The sequence below is a fragment of the Nostoc sp. genome, from assembly GCF_036917355.1.
GTDB lineage: Bacteria > Cyanobacteriota > Cyanobacteriia > Cyanobacteriales > Nostocaceae > Nostoc.
This window is the reverse complement of record NZ_JBALDP010000034.1, coordinates 62994-79823: the sequence shown is the minus strand read 5'-3', so window position 1 is coordinate 79823 and position 16830 is coordinate 62994. Positions and strand designations below refer to the sequence as shown.

Below are 16830 nucleotides of genomic sequence, written 5' to 3'. Positions count from 1 at the left end.
TCTAAAGCTAAAATTCTACCAGCCATAATTTAATAGTAAAAAATACTTCTTAGGTAGGGAGGCTTACTAAAAAACTTGGTAGACAAATTGTTACAAATACAGCTAGTCTTACAAAAATTTACTTTTACCTCGTACCTTGCATCTATATGACTTCACAATCTTCTCGCTCTGACAAAATTCTGGTTGTCGATGACTCTCCTGATAACGTGTTTTTGATCAAAACTATTTTGGAAGAAGAAGGTTACACCATTAGCACCGCAGAAAATGGTATTTCGGCCTTGGCAGAATTGAAAGCTTCTCCTTGTGACTTGGTTCTGCTGGATTTAATGATGCCAGGTATGGACGGGTACGAAGTTACCAAGCACATTCGTGGAGATATGAAATTGCCGCAATATATCCCCATATTGCTGATCACTGCCCACGATGCGCCCAATGTCGCCCACGGATTAGACTTGGGTGCTGATGATTTTATCCGCAAACCTGTAACAGTAGATGAATTGCTGGCACGAGTGCGATCGCTCCTGCGTTTGAAGCATAGTATGGATGAACGTGATGAAATTGCCCGCCAGCGAGAAGATTTTGTCTCCCGCCTCACCCACGACTTACGCACTCCCTTGGTAGCCGCCGATCGCATGTTAATGCTATTTCAGCAAGGTGCGTTGGGAACATTATCACCGCAAATGCAGGAAGTAATCGCCATCATGGCCCGTAGTAATCTGAACCTGCTTACTATGGTCAATACCTTATTGGAAGTTTATCGCTTTGAAGCTGGTCGCAAAAGTTTGGCATTTCAACCAGTTAATCTGAGACAACTACTAGAAGAAGTGACTGGAGAATTGTCACCTCTAGCCCAAGACAAAGCACTGTCCCTAAATTTGGATTTTACTGAAGAGTCAAACACAGTGATGGGCGATCGCTTGGAACTGCATCGTCTATTTACCAATCTCATCGGAAATGCAATCAAATTTACCGACTCCGGGTCTATTACTATTCGTTTTACTTCTCAACGCCAGTTCGATAAAAGTAATCAATCTCAGTTATCTGCAACATCCAATTCCGTTGACTACATTAGAATTGAAATAGCGGATACAGGCCCAGGTATTCCCCCTGAAGAACAAGCCACTATATTTGAACGATTTCGCCAAGGCAGTCATAAGAGTTCTGGTAGTGGCTTAGGATTGTACCTTGCTCGTCGAATTGTCGAGGCACATCAAGGTATTATTCTGCTTAATTCTGAGTTGGCCAAAGGTAGTGTATTTATTGTGCTTCTTCCCACCAAAGCATGAAAAAACTAGTAATTATAAATTATGAATTTTAGAGTTTTTTATCTTGGTAATTCATAATTTATAACATTACTATTATCTACAATCATTTAAAGTAAAAAATTCACTTAAAAAATCAAACGCTAAAAATTAAAGAATCAAATATGCTGAGATAATGGCATGAGTATTAAATAGTTTTTGATAGGACAAAACAATGATTACCACTGAATTATCTAACATTGGCAATATTATCCAGACTCAGCGAGATTTTTTTCAAACGGGCAAAACTAAAGATGTAAATTTTCGCATTGAACAACTGAAAAATCTTAAGCAAGCAATTACCCTGCATGAACAGTCAATAGTCGAGGCATTACAAGCGGATTTACATAAGCCAGAAGTAGAAACTTATCTTACAGAAATCAGCGTAATTAAAGATATTGATTACGCCATCAAACATCTTCAAAACTGGAGTAAGCCCAAGAAAGCAGCGGTTTCCTGGGATTTTTTTTCCTACTCAGCGAAAATTTATCCAGAACCATTAGGGGTTGTCTTAATTATCGGCCCTTGGAACTATCCATTTCAGTTAATTATCTCACCTTTAATAGGTGCGATCGCAGCTGGGAATTGTGCAATTATCAAACCTTCAGAAATTGCTTCTCATACGTCTGATGTCATAGCTAAGATTATTGCCAAACATTTTGATCCTGCTTATCTTGCAGTGGTTGAAGGTGGCGTGGAAGCAAGTCAAAAACTACTTGCAGAAAAGTTTGACCATATCTTTTTTACTGGTGGTACAGCCGTCGGCAAAATCATCATGGCAGCAGCAGCAAAATATCTCACACCAGTGACTTTAGAATTGGGTGGCAAAAGTCCTTGTATTGTAGATACTGACATTAATCTTGAACACACTGTCAGACGAATTACTTGGGGCAAATTTATTAATGCTGGACAAACTTGTATCGCCCCTGACTATCTTTTAGTTAATAAAACAATCAAAAAAGATTTAATAGATGGTCTGGAAAAATCTTTAAAAGAATTTTATGGCGAGAATCCAGCAAGCAGTCCTGATTATGCCCGGATTATCAGTGAAAAACACTTTGAGAGATTGGTTAGTTTTCTCAAAGACGGTGAAGTTGTCATCGGTGGAGAAAATCAACCTTCAGAGCGTTATATTGCTCCAACACTAATTGATAATGTCTCACTAGAAGATTCTGTCATGCAGGAAGAAATCTTTGGGCCTATTTTACCCATCATTGAATATACTGACATTGCAGAAGCGATCGCCTTAATTAACTCTAGACCCAAACCCTTGGCGTTATACTTATTTTCTCAAGACAAAAACCTGCAAAAGCGAGTTTTGCAGGAAACTTCCTCTGGTGGAGTCTGTATCAACGACACAGTTATGCAGGTTGGTGTCTCGTCTTTACCATTTGGTGGAGTGGGAGATAGCGGTATTGGCAACTATCACGGCAAAGCTAGCTTTGACACCTTTTCCCATAAGAAAAGTGTATTGCAAAACTCCTTCTGGCTCGATTTAAAATGGCGATATGCTCCATATCAGGGCAAATTGCCGCTAATCAAGAAACTTCTAGGTTAGAAATTATGAGTTATGAGTTATGAATTTTTGAATCCTAACTCCTAACTCTAAACTTCTAACTCCTAACTATTAAATCCCAAAAGCGTTGCTGTAACGCTCCTCAGCCCAAGGTTCGCCACGGCGATGGTAGCCATTGCGCTCCCAAAAACCAAGTTCTTCAGCAGCTAAAAATTCTAAACCATTAATCCACTTAGCACTTTTCCAAGCGTAGAGGTGGGGGACAACTAGCCGCATCGGGCCACCATGTTCAGATGGAAGGTCTTCACCAAAGACTTTAAAAGCAAAGAAGTTTTCTTCGCGTAGAAAATCTTCTACAGAAATATTGGTGGTGTAGCCGCCATAGCAGTGTTCCATAACGTGGGCTACTTTCGGGTCTAATTCAATCAGACCCATAAAATCTGTAACTTTAATACCAGTCCATTTGACATCAAGTTTAGACCAGCGCGTTACACAGTGGAAGTCAGCTGTGAATTCATGTTGAGGTAACGCCATAAAGTCTGACCAACTAAAGGTAGCAGATTTTGCTAAACCCCAAACTCGAAACTCCCATTCCTCAGTGCTGACTTGGGGAGTTTCACCGTAAGTTAATACGGGAAAACCTTTAGCTAAGTGTTGACCAGGAGGAACGCGATCGCCTTCTTCTTTGCCTGGTTTCTGAAAAAATTTTCCTAGCATAGTTAGAGAAAAATCAGTTTTCTCAAGATGTTTACAAGCTTTTTTGCTGAGTTGCCAACAGCACCAAATGTTTTACTCTTTATATCAACTCTTGAATGATAGGTAATGGGTAATGGATATTTCCAATTACTCACTACCAATTTTTTTCGATCTAATGAGCTTATGTAGAGTGGTTATGATTCATAATGCAATCAGGAAAGCTAAGAAAAAGCATTTATCTAGCGATCGGAACTTTGATTGTTGAGCTTGGCAATCAAATCTATCGGTGCTGTTCATGCTTTTCCTGACTGAGAAATTATGATTCTTCTTCCTCTTCTTCAGCAGCCGGATAAACAAATGTAGAACGTCCAGTCAAAATTGACTTGCCCAGAGATAGGGCTTTCTGAGCTTCAACGACGGCTTTATGCCTCCAGGTAGCTCGACGTTTATCTCGTTTTGATTTGGAAGTTTTCTTCTTAGGAACAGCCATGTCAGCAGATATCGCGATTCTTGACAACCTTCTTATTCTAGGCCATCCACTGACGCCAAAGACAACAGTTGAGTCAGGAATAAGTAAGTTGGGTTAGGACTGACGCCACAACGCGGGAACAGCAACAATGACTTTCTTTAAATCCCCCAAGGTACCGAGCCAAAAAAGCTTTGGCTCGGACTTCTAGCTCAACCCGTCATTTTGGCGTTGACACAGCGCTAGCTGCTGGAACTTGATTAGAGTTGTTTTCAAAGAAAAGTAAAGATCGCGCAGTTTTGAAGTAAGTGGCCCAATTTTGAGCATCAGGACGCGATCGCCATTGAGGACGACTTACATCTAATGTCAGGACTGGTGCGATCGCGCCATAATTTTGTACGGACACAATGATGGAAACATCTGTCACCAAGATATCTTGGTCGAAGCTCCTTTGAGCAGCTGCCCTAGCGACCGCTTCCGCTCTCCTGAGAACGGTTTCATAGTTTTCTTCTGGCAGGCGGTCAATAGCTAGATCGACTCTAGCGGTGTAAGCTCGCACAAGCTGCGGTGCGATCGCTTCCATCAAAAACCACGCAGGAACAGTAGATATGAGCAAAACTACTAAAGGAATTATCCGGATTCTTCTGGCAATTTGGCTAATAACTGAAAAGGGAGCGAGCGATGATGGTAGGTGAGCAGAAATTTTGCTCATGACCTTCTATCTCCTTAGTAATGATCTGTTATTGAAATTAGGTAAAGGTATTTTCCGGCTAATTAACGTAATAAAAATTACATTCTAACTTAAGATTCAATCAGAATCACCTAGACTATAAGACATAGGTTAGCTTTGTTTTTTTGGCAAAGCCAACCGCAATTTTAAGACCAGCAAACAACAATAACTGACAAAGAGCGGGATGGCAAATTACTGGGCGATCGCGATTGGTATCAATCAATATCAGTTATTTCAACCTTTAAGTTGTGCCCAAGCAGATGCTGAGGCACTAGAAGATTTTTTGGTGACAGAGGCAGGTTTTCTCCCCAAACACTGTCTAGTTATGACAGATACTTCGCCGCCGATTGGGGATAGATCGACTTACCCGACGAAGGAAAATATTTTGCTGCTGCTTGAAAATTTGGCAGCAACAAGTTGGCAACCGGAAGACTATCTGTGGTTATTTTTTAGCGGTTATGGAGTCAACTACAAGGGCAAAGATTACTTAATGCCAGCAGAGGGCAATCCGGAACTCGTGCAAGAGACCGGCATAGAATTGCGATCGCTAATGCAAAGTCTACAACTTGCTAACCTAAATGTATTGCTACTACTCGATATCAACCGCGCTTTTGGCACTCAAGCGGATGCTCCCGTTGGTGAAGAAACAATAGAACTAGCCCAAGAGCTACAACTGGCGACAATTCTTTCTTGCCAACCAGAGCAATTTTCCCATGAGAGTAACGAACTAGGTCACGGATTCTTTACAGCAGCTTTATTAGAAGCTTTGCGTTCTGGTAATGGCAGCAACTTGGCAGATTTAGAAAGCTATCTCAGCCTGATTGTGCCAAAGTTATGTCACCATCACTGGCGTCCTATCCAAAACCCTGCCACTATCATCCCATCAAGGCAGCAAGTAATCTTGCCAAAATTGGCAATGGAAAGTGATTTTCAGCCGGAAGCGGTGATTTATCCTCAAGAATCTTTTGCTATTGCCCTTGCAGCTCCTCCCCTCGACGATTCCGCTAAAAGTTCAGCAGATCCAGGCAGACAGGGAAAACTTAGTGTGAACTCCTCCCAACAGGCAAAGGGTCAAAAAGTCCAGGAGTCAGGTAGCAGATTAGTTGCCCAGCCAATGGCGGAAACTTCCTTGGGAGTGAATACCAGAGGAAGATTTATCCCCAATTCCTCAAAAGGTTACGTCTCGCGATTGCCAGCGAATCAGCCAAGCATCCCTTTTTGGAAACAGTTTATCTTGTGGGGCGGAGGTAGCTTGCTGGTAGCAGGTTTAATCGCCGTAGTTTTTCTGCGTAATCAAGAAACTTTTAGAATTAAGCAAATATCAAGTGCATCACCCAATGCTACTGTTAGCGATCGCCAGGTTGTGGAGAATTTACCAAGCGCTCGCACTCAACCAGTTAGACTTAACAACCAATCTAACGCCCAAATAGTCTCTAGTTCCCAATCGAAAAAGCGGAATCAAGCAGTATTAGACTTGGCGAAAATGTCGCTTAGACAAACTCAGGCGAGCGATTTGAGCATGGCGATCGCTACAGCCCGAAAAATTCAACCTGGCGAACCACTGTACGAACAAGCTCAGGAGAATATTAAGATTTGGAGCCAGATGATTTTAGATTTAGCAGAAGGTCGTGCTAAACAAAGACAGTATGCCAGCGCTATTGCTGCGGCTCGATTAATCACCAAAGATGAAGCCCCCTACGCGAAGGCACAAGCAGCAATTAACCTGTGGCGCTTAGAGGGTAAGCAGTATGTGAGTAACAAAACTCTTTTAGATGCAGCGAATGCCTTAATTAAGCCCGAACAGGCATCTACCTACAATCGGGCGATCGAAGTTGCCAAGAAAGTGCCGGCAGGTCAACCAGGCTTCGATACTGCCCAAAAATCGATCAATAAATGGAGTGAGAAAATTTTAGACCTGGCAAAGCGCCGCGCTGCCGAAGGAGAACGTAAAGCCGCAATTGCCACCGCAGCTTTAGTGCCAGAGGAGACAGGCGCTTATGAAGATGCTCAAGATGCCATCCAAAAATGGCAAAAGAAATAGTAAAAAAATAATAAAAAATGGTTAGAAGTTAGGAATTAGGAGTTATATTATTGATCCCCGACCTCTTACTCCTAACTCCTAACTTTTTCCTCAGCCTTCATATCTCAGTATTAGCAGTACTGCGATACATCTTCGCCACAGTCGTCGGCTAGATAGCACAACGCTCGGAAACGTAAACCAACCACTTCTTCATATAAGGGGTTGAGCTTGCACATGGGCGGGATGTGAAACAAGGTCTTGCCAAATAATTTGACATCGCGCTCAAAGGGGCACTGAGATGGAATCAGTTTGCACAAACGGTGAGCTAGTTGGCGATCGCGGACTTGAATGTTTTCTACTCGCTGCCGTAGGGGTTGGAGAATATCCCAGTGAGGCTTGGAAGGAGAATGGTTTAGCTGGGTTAATTTATGGTCAGTAGTCTCTGCTTGATTGATTGATACCCAGCTAGCCAGAAAAATCTTTTTTGTGGTATTGTCGAATACCTTCATGGTTAACCCTCTGTGTTATTGAGGCTATTCACCTTTTTGATGAATATATACAACGTGGCAACGAACTTTCCCGGAAAAATCGCGTTCTGACTGCGATATAATGTAATACCTGATTAGCCACTTAAGTCAGAACCTAATTTATTACTACGTCAAGTTAATCGCAAATTTCTGGGGATCGGTAGTGTAATATTACGATCTTGTTCATAACTTGACACAGTTTAAATTTTAATAAAGACATCCATCATTGGATAGGTTTTAGTGTAACATTTACAGAACTTAATATAAGGTCTTTTTGAAAGTATTTTTGCTAAGTATAAACATCAGTAATATCCTAGAAGGCTTTTTTCCTCTCCGTGTTCCCACTTTCTCACGTAAGTGTGTCTTGTTCATCGCTTGCTGAATACGGTAGAAGTAGCGATTTTTGATCGACTAGAATCGATTGCATTTCACTAAACTTAGGTTGGCAGTGCGATTTGAGAATGATATAGTCTGAAGCGTTAAAATTCAGATGAGCTTGCTTATGGGTGTTTCCGTACTCTACAGCGCAATTCCTCCTGGCAGTACCCTGTACGCACGCCTTCAACGTGAAAAGGCACTCAGCATCCTTGTCGTTTATCTTTTCCCCTATGGCTGCGGTATTTTCCGCTTTTTTGAGATTGATCCTGAAGAGAATAATGAAATCCTTGAAGATTTTATCGAAACACACCACGAGATTTTTGGATCTGAACTAGAAGCAGATTGGGTAATTGCTGAATTGCGGTCTGAGTTAAAGCTTACTCGTCAAGCCTATCCAGGGATTGAAGATAGAACAGCATTACTAGAAAAAACATCTGCTGAAATCGAGAAACGTTTGTCGCAGGAGCTATCGAGAAGAAAGGTTGCGAATGCTGATGAGATTGTTGAAAAACTCATGTTCGGAGATCAAACCTTTGCTCCAACTCTGTTATCAACAGAGGAGTCTTTGGGACTTATTTCTCGTGAGCTAGTCAGTGAAGGGGCCAGCATTTTTCGACAGATCGATCCTGAAAAACTGTTTGCAAGAAATGAATGGTGTTTTGAAGACTTCGAGCGATGGAGAAATTTGTATCTTTCAGCAGCCGAGAAAAATGAGGAGATATTGGTTGCAGTTGCTTGAGGCGACAGCAACCCAATACTTTTCGGATAAACCCAACAATCTCTCTTTTGGTTTGGGGGAAAGGTAAAAGGGGAAAGGGTAAAGGTAAATTCAAACCCTTTCCCTTTCCCCCAAAACCCGACAAGTATTGGTCAGCAACCTAACAAGTTAGCTCCCTATGCCGTGTTGAATATTGCAAGATTTAGGCGATGCCTTCGGCAACGTCTTCTCCTTCAGAGACGCTAACGCGAACGACGAACGCAATCAGTATTTTTTTTATTTCACGCAAAGGAACCAAACAATCTTAAGCTGAAAACACCTGCTGGGCTGTCAGGGTCAATTCTGAAAACGTTTGAGAAACAATCCGTTGGTCTTCAATAAACACAGTTTGCTTGTAACTGCTCTGATTTAGTAAACACACAGTTACTTTATTTTCCAGGGGGTCAACAATCCAATACTCGACCACACCCATAGCTGCATACTCAGAGGTTTTTTGGTTATAGTCTCGGTCAATAGATTCAGGGCTTACCACTTCAACTAAGAGGGGTGAAGCAGTTTTGAGGATAGCCGAGGTAGTCTCAATACTTTTTGCCTGTTCATTGGTAATTACACAAATATCAGGTCTTCTAAGTTGTTTATTGGTCAGCACCTCTGTACCGTTAGGGCGCGGTTGTAAAGGCAGTCCCATTTTTTGAATTTCTAAAAAAAAGCGAACTAACAGTAAGGTGATAATCGCCTCATGTTTGCCAGTACCAGGAGGCATTTCTAGCAGCACCCCATCCTCAAGTTCATAACGCTTGTCTGTACCATCATCAAAATTGATGTATTCCTCAAGAGTACTAATTTTTATTGGTGTTTTAGTCATAGCGATCGCCTCCAATAACTATAGGCAAATACAAACCGCTCGGCTTCTGTACCCATGATAAGAGACCATATCTTACATAAAAGCGCAAAGACGTTCATAAAAAATCTGCGTCTTTGCGCTTCTACGTTAAATTGCGATCTTAGCCTATGATGCTACCTGAGCAGCAGTTCGAGTCCGCCGTCTTCTCCCGTCAGCAACTTTCACAGGTGGCTCATCAGGGATTTGCATCAACAAAGTCACAGATGGCTGACATTGCAATTCCCGACGGATGGAACGTTGCAATTCTCGTTCTAAAGTTCCTTGCAATCCACCCCAGTCTATATCTGCTGCTTCACCTTGCTCAGGAGCAAATTCTGTCCAGCGCACAGCGAGAATTTCTTCAATGCGTTGTTTTACCCAGGTTTGTAACAGCGATCGCTCTACACTTGTAACTACACCCCGGAGGTGAGTTTCTGGTTTTGCTAACAGTTTACCATTCCAATCAATGGCAGCTGCGATCGTGATAATCCCTTCTGAGGCCATACGTTGCCGTTCTTGCAACACTTTGGCGCTTACCATACCCGAACTAGTAGTATCCACCAATTCGATACCAGATGGCACTTTACCAGCGACGCGAATCGCATCTTCAGTCAGTTCGACAATATCACCATTCTGAATAATGATCATATTTTCTGCGGGAATGCCCATACTCTGAGCCGTTTCTGCGTGCTTCACTAGCATCCGATGTTCGCCGTGAAATGGCACAAAGAATTTGGGTCGAGTTAAGGCAATCATCAGCTTTTGTTCTTCCTGACAGCCGTGACCGGAGACGTGAATTCCTTTATCTCGTCCATAGACCACTTTTGCACCTTGAATCATCAACTTATCAATGGTGTTTACTACAGCGATCGTATTTCCGGGAATTGGGTTAGCAGAGAAGACTACCGTATCTCCTTGGCGGATTTTAATGTGAGGATGTTCTTTGTTAGCAATGCGGGTCATGGCTGCCATCAATTCACCCTGAGAGCCTGTAGTTAAAATCAGTACTCTTTCATCGGGTAGATTTCGGACGGCGTGCAATGGTTGCAGCAGATTATCTTCACACTTGATGTAACCTAAATTGCGAGCATGAGCAATCAAGTTCAGCATGGAACGCCCGACAACTGTCACTACACGATTCTGTTTCTTCGCAATATCCAAAATCATGTTGATGCGATGGACGCTAGAAGCAAAGGTAGTGACAAATAATCGCCCAGGTGCTTGACTAAATACTCGCTCCAGATTGGGATAAACTGAACGTTCTGAAGGCGTAAATCCTGGCACTTCCGCGTTAGTGGAATCACTTAGTAAACAAAGAACGCCTTTTTCTCCATGTTCTGCTAGGCGTTGCAAGTCAAACTTTTCACCATCCACTGGGGTATGGTCAATTTTAAAATCCCCTGTGTGAATGACAACACCCAGGGGAGTATGAATGGCAACAGTAAAACTATCAGCAATGGAGTGGGTATTACGGATATATTCAACTAAAAAGTTTTTGCCAATCCGCACTACATCACGTGGTAGAACTGTTCTAATTTCTGTGCGATCGCGGACTCCTGCTTCTTCTAATTTACCCTCTAGCATTGCCATTGCTAGTCTGGGCCCATAAATCACCGGGATATCAAATTGCTTGAGATGAAAGGCAATTCCGCCGATATGGTCTTCATGACCATGAGTAACGATCATCCCTTTAATTTTGTGGCGATTTTCCCGCAGATAGGTCGTATCTGGTAAAACAATATTTACCCCATGCATCGCCTCTGTGGGAAAAGCCAATCCTGCATCTAACAGGATAATTTCATCGTCATACTCAAAAAGACAGGTATTTTTACCAATTTCATGTAAACCGCCCAAAGGAATAATTTTCAAGGCGGAATTATTAGCTTCGTTTTTAGCCATTTTCTCCTTAGATTGTTACTTGTGGTTAATTAAGTTGATAGTTAACGAACTTGTATTTAAGACAACATCATCTGTCTCTTAAGCCAGTCCCAAAGCAATCAAGTTTTAATTGAAGATTTCAATTTTTTATTTAATAAAATCAACTGTAAAACTCAAGGATTCATAGTATATCTATCAGTCCTAGCACAGGTTTTTAAATTGCAACTTATGAACAATTATGATCGTTGTTTATATGTATCTTTGACAAGGAGGAGACTACCAGCATTTAAATAAGTTGGTGGTTAAATTAAACTAAGTTCTTTCAGAACCGCTTCTAATTTTTGACTGAGTTCTAAATCAGCTTCACATAGGGGCGGACGAGTTGAACCAACCTCCCAACCTTGAAGTTGCAGTGCTTTTTTCACTGGAATGGGATTTGAAGTGAGAAATAAAGCTTTAAACAACGGAAATAGTTGGAGATGAATGTCGCTTGCTACCTCAACTTTTCCCGCCCTAAAAGCTTGAATCATCTGCTGTAGTTGGTTTCCTACCAGATGAGAAGCCACACTTACCACACCCTTTGCCCCGATCGCTAACAAGGGCAAAGTCATGTAATCATCACCAGAATAAATGTGGAATTCTTTTGGTGTCAAGCGACGAATTTCGCTTGCCTGATCTATATTACCAGTGGATTCTTTAATCCCAACAATATTGCTAACCTCAGCTAACCGGGCAACTGTTTCTGGCTGAAGGTTTTGTCCGGTACGACCGGGAACATTATATAACAACAACGGTAAGTCGGGACAGGCTTGTGCTATTGCCTTAAAGTGCGCTTCCAATCCCGCTTGCGGCGGTTTGTTGTAATAAGGAACAACTTGTAAGGAACCATGTACTCCTATTTTAGACGCTTTTTGGGTGGCTGCGATCGCTTCTTTGGTGGAATTCGATCCACAACCCGCGATTACCTTGGCTTTTCCAGCCACGGACTGCAATACCTCGACAAACAACTGGTATTCTTCATCCCAACTTAGCGTCGGTGATTCTCCGGTTGTGCCGCACATCACCAATGTATCTGTACCGTTGTTAGCTAGATGCGCCGCCAGTTCTGCCGCTACATCATAGTTGACACTACCATCTGCTTTAAATGGCGTAATCATAGCGGTTAAAACATTGCCAAAATCTCCCACCCTTTTTTCACTCCTGATTACCCATGTTTTTATATCTTGGTGGTTCTCTATTGTAATAACCTATCTGCAAATTGCTTTCAAGTGTCATTTTTACTTTGTCATTAGTCCTTTGTCACTTTACCAATGACCAATACTTCGACTACGCTCAGTACAAGTGGCTAATGACTAATAGCTAATGGTTTGAGTAGATTTTTCTCTACTAATAACTCAGCGATTTGTACTGCATTCAATGCTGCGCCTTTGCGGATTTGGTCGCCACATAACCATAATTCCAAGCCACAGGGATGAGAAATATCCTGACGAATTCTTCCCACTAAAACTTCATCTTGCCCTGTTGCTTCAATTGGCATCGGAAAATGATTTGTTCCCCAATCTTCTACCAATTTTACTCCGGGGGAGGAATTTAAAATTTCTCTGGCTTCCTTCGCACTAAAGGGAGTCTCAAATTCTAAATTAATGGCTTCTGAGTGGGCGCGGAGTACAGGAACCCGTATACAGGTTGCAGTGATTCTGATTTGCTGCGTACCAAATATTTTTCGGGTTTCGTTGACCATTTTCATTTCTTCCTCACAATAACCCAAATCGTTTAATGGGGAGTTATGCGGGAATAAATTAAATGCCAATGGGTAAGGCAATATTTCAGCAATCGGTGGTTGTCCTTGTAGTATAGCGCTTGTTTGGGTTTTGACTTCTGCCATTGCTCTAGCACCCGCACCACTAGCAGATTGGTAGGTTGCAGCGACGATGCGTTGCACTGGTTTAACTTTATGCAATGGCCAGACTGCCACAGCCATTAAAATCGTTGTGCAGTTGGGGTTAGCAATAATGCCTTGGTGATGCGCTGCGGCTTGGGGATTCACCTCTGGAACTACTAAGGGAACTTCCGGGTTCATCCGAAAGGCACTAGAGTTGTCAATTACCACTGCGCCCTTTTCCACAGCAACTGCTGCCCAAGTTTTGGATGTAGAACCGCCTGCACTAGCTAGTACTATATCGACATTTTCAAAGGCGCGATCGCTGACTGACTCTATTGGTATATTTTCCCCTTTAAATTGTAGCGATCGCCCAACACTCCGCTCTGATGCCAATAACTTCAAGTCAGCAACCGGAAAATTACGACTTTCTAATAATTCCAGCAACTCTGTGCCTACTGCACCAGTAGCTCCTAAAATAGCTAAACGATAGGATTTCGACAAACTTGCTTCCTCCTTATAAGAGACTTAATCTGCAATTTGGAACAATTGACAATTTAGTTATATTTAAATAGCGATCGCAGTCTGGAAATACATTTTTAATAGGTTTAGATTTTTCTTTAATTTAATATATCTTTATATATTTAATACATTTTTTTAATTAAGTTAAGTGATGTTGCATTTTAAAATAACGGCGATTTTTTCATTGATTTACTATAACTAGATATTATACAATAAACCGCTATTTATCATAAAAAGGGAGATATCTGCATTTAGGGGTTTAACAAGCATCCTTCCTGTAAAGAAACAAATATATTGGCTACAAACGTGCTGACTAAGATGATGAATATACTACTAAATGCAAAAAGCCAGCACAACGTAAAACTGAGCTATGCGGTTAAGTAACAGATGCACTCTCGTACCACACATAACTTAATAATAGCTAGATAATAGCTAGACTCAATACTATAACTTTAATCTGGGGTACTAACCACTCTTTGAGACCAGGATATCACGGCGTTAGCCCACTGAATAATTAATTCCCAAGTTTTAGGTGAGTCAGGAGTGAAAAAGCGAATAGGGTATTAGGTTACAGGGTAGAGGTTACAGATTTTTTTCCTATCACCTGTCATCTTCCCCCTGATCTCAATACCCAATTAACCAAATTGTTATGAAGGTAAAATGTCAAGTCCTTGATAATTGGCAGTAAACTGGATCTTTGCCCCAGGACAAACATCCATCCTTGGATGTCACAAGACCTTTTGGCAAACTCTCATTACCCCTAAGAGACATCAAGCCATAAACGCAAACAATTATTTTATTGCGTTTTGTGTGTACTCGGAGTATAAAATACCAGAAAACTAGAGACGAAGCATGAAAGTTACCCAGGAAAAACTTCCCGCCAGCCAAATTGGCCTGGAAATAGAGATTACGCCGGAAATTACCAAGCAAACTTACGAACAGGTCATTAAAAACTTAGCGAGTACTGCCAATATTCCTGGGTTTCGTAAAGGCAAGGTGCCTCGGCCGATATTACTACAACGGCTGGGTACAACTCGAATCAAGGCAGCGGCGCTGGAAGAACTAATTCAAGATGGCATTGAGCAAGCAGTCAAACAAGAATCCATCCCAGCAATCGGTCAGCCGCAATTGCGCTCCTCCTTTGAGGATTTGATTAGTAATTATGAACCTGGAAAACCCCTGACGATTTCCGCTGCTGTCGATGTAGAACCAGAAGTGAATCTCGTGCAGTACACTGATTTGCAAGTCAAAGCTGAAGAAGTTAAGTACGATCCAGAACGAGTAGACGCTAACCTTGACAAGGAACGTCAAGAATTGGCGACATTGATTCCTGTGGAAGGACGTGCAGCCCAAATCGGCGATATTGCCGTAGTCGATTTTAAAGGTTCATTCGCCAGAGTTGAGGGCGAGGACGAAACAGCTGAACTAGAACCGATTCCCGGAGCCGAAGCAACTGATTTTCAAGTTGAGTTGCAGGAAGATAAGTTTATTCCAGGCTTTATTTCGGGAATAGTCGGGATGAATCCTGAAGAAACGAAAGAAATTGCGGCGCAGTTCCCAGATCCTTATGCTAATGAAGAATTAGCTGGAAAAGCAGCAACTTTCACCGTGACGCTCAAAGAGCTGAAGGAAAAGGAACTACCAGAAGTAAATGACGATTTCGCCCAGGAAGTCAGCGATTTTGAAACCTTAGAGGAGTTGCGCGCTTCTTTGGTAGAGCAATATCAAAAAGAGGCGGACGACAAAACAAAAACCAATAAGCAGGAAGCCTTGTTAACGGAACTACTTAAGCACGTAGAAGTTGACTTACCAGCAACTTTGATTGAGCAAGAAGTGGATGCAATGCTGACTCAAACAGCAATCCGGCTGTCTCAGCAGGGATTGGATGTGAGAAAGCTGTTTACTCAAGATATTATTCCGCAATTGCGGGAGCGATCGCGTACTGAAGCAATTGAACGCATCAAACGCTCCTTATCCTTGCGGGAAATCGGCAAACGCGAATCTATCGAGGTAACACCAGAAGAAATCGCAGCCAGAGTCACAGAACTTTTGGAGCAATACTCAGAGGAACAAGACGTTGATGAAGATAAACTGCGCTCAATCGTGGAAAACGAACTGTTAACCGAAAAAATCATCGATTGGCTCTTAGAACACTCATCAGTTGAACTTGTACCCGAAGGTTCTTTGAGTCCTGCGGAGGAAACGGAAGACGCAGAATCAGATGCTGATGCTGATGCACCTCAGATTGAGGAAGAAAACAGCGAAGCTTCTACAGAAGTTACAGAAGGATAATAAAAAATCCCACAACCAACCATGAGTTCACCAGTCCTGAGTTAAAGTACTGGTGAAATGGGTAAGGTAAGGGAGATGATGGAAGTCGGGAGAGAAATAACCAATGCCCAATGACTTAGGGATTAAGTCAAAATAATTGAATAATTAATAAATTTTCGGCAAATAGTGACACCTGTTATTGCCTAGGCTTGATACTGTGTTACACGAGAGGAAATTATATGAGGCATAATGGTTAATACGTAGCTTATAAAAATTCCATTCGTTGAAAAGGCAGCATCTGCTGCTGAAACATTTGTCCTAAATAATTGTCAAAGAAAGCTTGTATGCTTGAATCGCAGTCGGGAAATTCCCCAATCAGCAACTTAAGTCGAATAAACATTAACTCCCAGTTAAGCAGCCCTAGCAACATCGTGCCGATGGTGATAGAGCAATCTGGCATGGGAGAAAGAGCTTTCGACATCTACTCCCGCCTGCTGCGAGAGCGGATTATCTTTTTAGGAACGCCAATAGATGATGCCGTAGCCAACTCAATTGTGGCTCAATTGTTATTCCTAGACGCCGAAGACTCAGAAAAAGACATCCAACTGTATGTTAATTCTCCTGGCGGCTCCGTCTACGCAGGGATGGCAATCTATGATACAATACAGCAAATTCGCCCTGATGTTGTTACCATCTGTTTTGGATTAGCCGCGAGCATGGGGGCATTTTTGTTGACAGCAGGGGCTGCCGGTAAGCGAATGTCTCTGCCCGACTCCCGGATTATGATTCACCAACCACTTGGTGGCGCTCAAGGTCAAGCCATTGACATTGAAATTCAAGCCAGAGAAATTCTTTACGTTAAGGCTAAGTTGAATCAGTTAATGGCTCACCATACTGGTCAACCCCTAGAAAGAATTGAAGCAGATACTGAGCGCGACTTTTTTATGTCGGCAGAAGAGGCAAAAAACTACGGTTTGATCGATCAAGTCATTTCCAGGCAAAATCTTCCCGTAGCAGGGGAAAACGTCACCATTCTGAAATAAGA

The 16830-nt window shown here is 42.1% G+C and carries 14 protein-coding genes; 6 read left to right on the top strand and 8 right to left on the bottom strand.

Annotation, left to right across the window (positions count from 1 at the left end; translation table 11 throughout):
- Window positions 1–146 precede the first annotated feature (146 nt).
- On the top strand, window positions 147–1286 hold the full coding sequence (locus tag V7K53_RS09930) for a hybrid sensor histidine kinase/response regulator (protein ID WP_335197350.1): 1140 nt from the start codon (window positions 147–149) through the stop codon (window positions 1284–1286).
- A gap of 190 nt (window positions 1287–1476) precedes the next feature.
- Window positions 1477–2859, top strand: a complete 1383-nt coding sequence (locus V7K53_RS09925) for an aldehyde dehydrogenase (RefSeq protein WP_335197349.1) — start codon at window positions 1477–1479, stop codon at window positions 2857–2859.
- A 69-nt stretch (window positions 2860–2928) separates the two neighbouring features.
- On the opposite strand, the gene V7K53_RS09920 is transcribed toward V7K53_RS09925, so the two are convergent.
- The 3 genes from V7K53_RS09920 to V7K53_RS09910 all read right to left on the bottom strand — a co-directional run bounded on the left by V7K53_RS09920 (window position 2929) and on the right by V7K53_RS09910 (window position 4691).
- Window positions 2929–3534, bottom strand: a complete 606-nt coding sequence (locus V7K53_RS09920) for a sulfite oxidase-like oxidoreductase (protein ID WP_335197348.1) — start codon at window positions 3532–3534, stop codon at window positions 2929–2931.
- Between the two features lie 295 nt (window positions 3535–3829).
- On the bottom strand, window positions 3830–4003 hold the full coding sequence (gene rpmF / locus V7K53_RS09915) for a 50S ribosomal protein L32 (RefSeq protein WP_094328804.1): 174 nt from the start codon (window positions 4001–4003) through the stop codon (window positions 3830–3832).
- A 196-nt stretch (window positions 4004–4199) separates the two neighbouring features.
- Window positions 4200–4691, bottom strand: coding sequence for a hypothetical protein (locus tag V7K53_RS09910; RefSeq protein ID WP_094348614.1), 492 nt, complete (start codon window positions 4689–4691; stop codon window positions 4200–4202).
- A 202-nt stretch (window positions 4692–4893) separates the two neighbouring features.
- On the opposite strand from V7K53_RS09910, the gene V7K53_RS09905 reads away from it, so the two are divergent.
- A complete protein-coding gene (locus V7K53_RS09905; RefSeq protein WP_335197347.1) occupies window positions 4894–6750 on the top strand; it encodes a caspase family protein in 1857 nt (618 codons plus the stop codon).
- Window positions 6751–6860: 110 nt separating this feature from the next.
- Here the strand turns inward: V7K53_RS09905 and V7K53_RS09900 are convergent, their stop codons facing one another.
- Entirely contained in the window at window positions 6861–7238 is a 378-nt protein-coding gene (locus tag V7K53_RS09900; protein ID WP_335190911.1) for a Mo-dependent nitrogenase C-terminal domain-containing protein, read from the bottom strand.
- Window positions 7239–7758: 520 nt separating this feature from the next.
- Here V7K53_RS09900 and V7K53_RS09895 point away from each other — a divergent pair.
- Window positions 7759–8373: a hypothetical protein gene (locus tag V7K53_RS09895; protein WP_335197345.1), complete on the top strand. Its 615-nt coding sequence runs from the start codon at window positions 7759–7761 to the stop codon at window positions 8371–8373.
- A 283-nt stretch (window positions 8374–8656) separates the two neighbouring features.
- Here V7K53_RS09895 and V7K53_RS09890 read toward each other — a convergent pair whose 3' ends face one another.
- The 4 genes from V7K53_RS09890 to V7K53_RS09875 form a co-directional block, all read right to left on the bottom strand.
- Window positions 8657–9217, bottom strand: coding sequence for a Uma2 family endonuclease (locus V7K53_RS09890; RefSeq protein ID WP_335197343.1), 561 nt, complete (start codon window positions 9215–9217; stop codon window positions 8657–8659).
- A 144-nt stretch (window positions 9218–9361) separates the two neighbouring features.
- The gene (locus V7K53_RS09885; protein WP_335190905.1) at window positions 9362–11134 is read right to left on the bottom strand and encodes a ribonuclease J; all 1773 of its coding nucleotides are present in this window, start codon (window positions 11132–11134) and stop codon (window positions 9362–9364) included.
- Between the two features lie 281 nt (window positions 11135–11415).
- Window positions 11416–12300, bottom strand: coding sequence for a 4-hydroxy-tetrahydrodipicolinate synthase (gene dapA, locus V7K53_RS09880; protein WP_335190903.1), 885 nt, complete (start codon window positions 12298–12300; stop codon window positions 11416–11418).
- A gap of 158 nt (window positions 12301–12458) precedes the next feature.
- Window positions 12459–13496 (bottom strand): aspartate-semialdehyde dehydrogenase, encoded by a 1038-nt coding sequence (locus V7K53_RS09875; RefSeq protein WP_335197341.1) that lies wholly within the window; start codon window positions 13494–13496, stop codon window positions 12459–12461.
- An 870-nt stretch (window positions 13497–14366) separates the two neighbouring features.
- Between V7K53_RS09875 and tig the strand changes: the two genes are divergently transcribed.
- Together tig and clpP are read left to right on the top strand one after the other, a co-directional pair.
- Window positions 14367–15806 carry a trigger factor gene (tig, locus tag V7K53_RS09870; RefSeq protein ID WP_335197340.1) on the top strand — a complete coding sequence of 480 codons (1440 nt, stop codon included), beginning with the start codon at window positions 14367–14369 and terminating at the stop codon, window positions 15804–15806.
- A gap of 323 nt (window positions 15807–16129) precedes the next feature.
- A complete protein-coding gene (gene clpP / locus V7K53_RS09865; RefSeq protein WP_104905916.1) occupies window positions 16130–16828 on the top strand; it encodes an ATP-dependent Clp endopeptidase proteolytic subunit ClpP in 699 nt (232 codons plus the stop codon).
- Window positions 16829–16830: the final 2 nt, after the last annotated feature.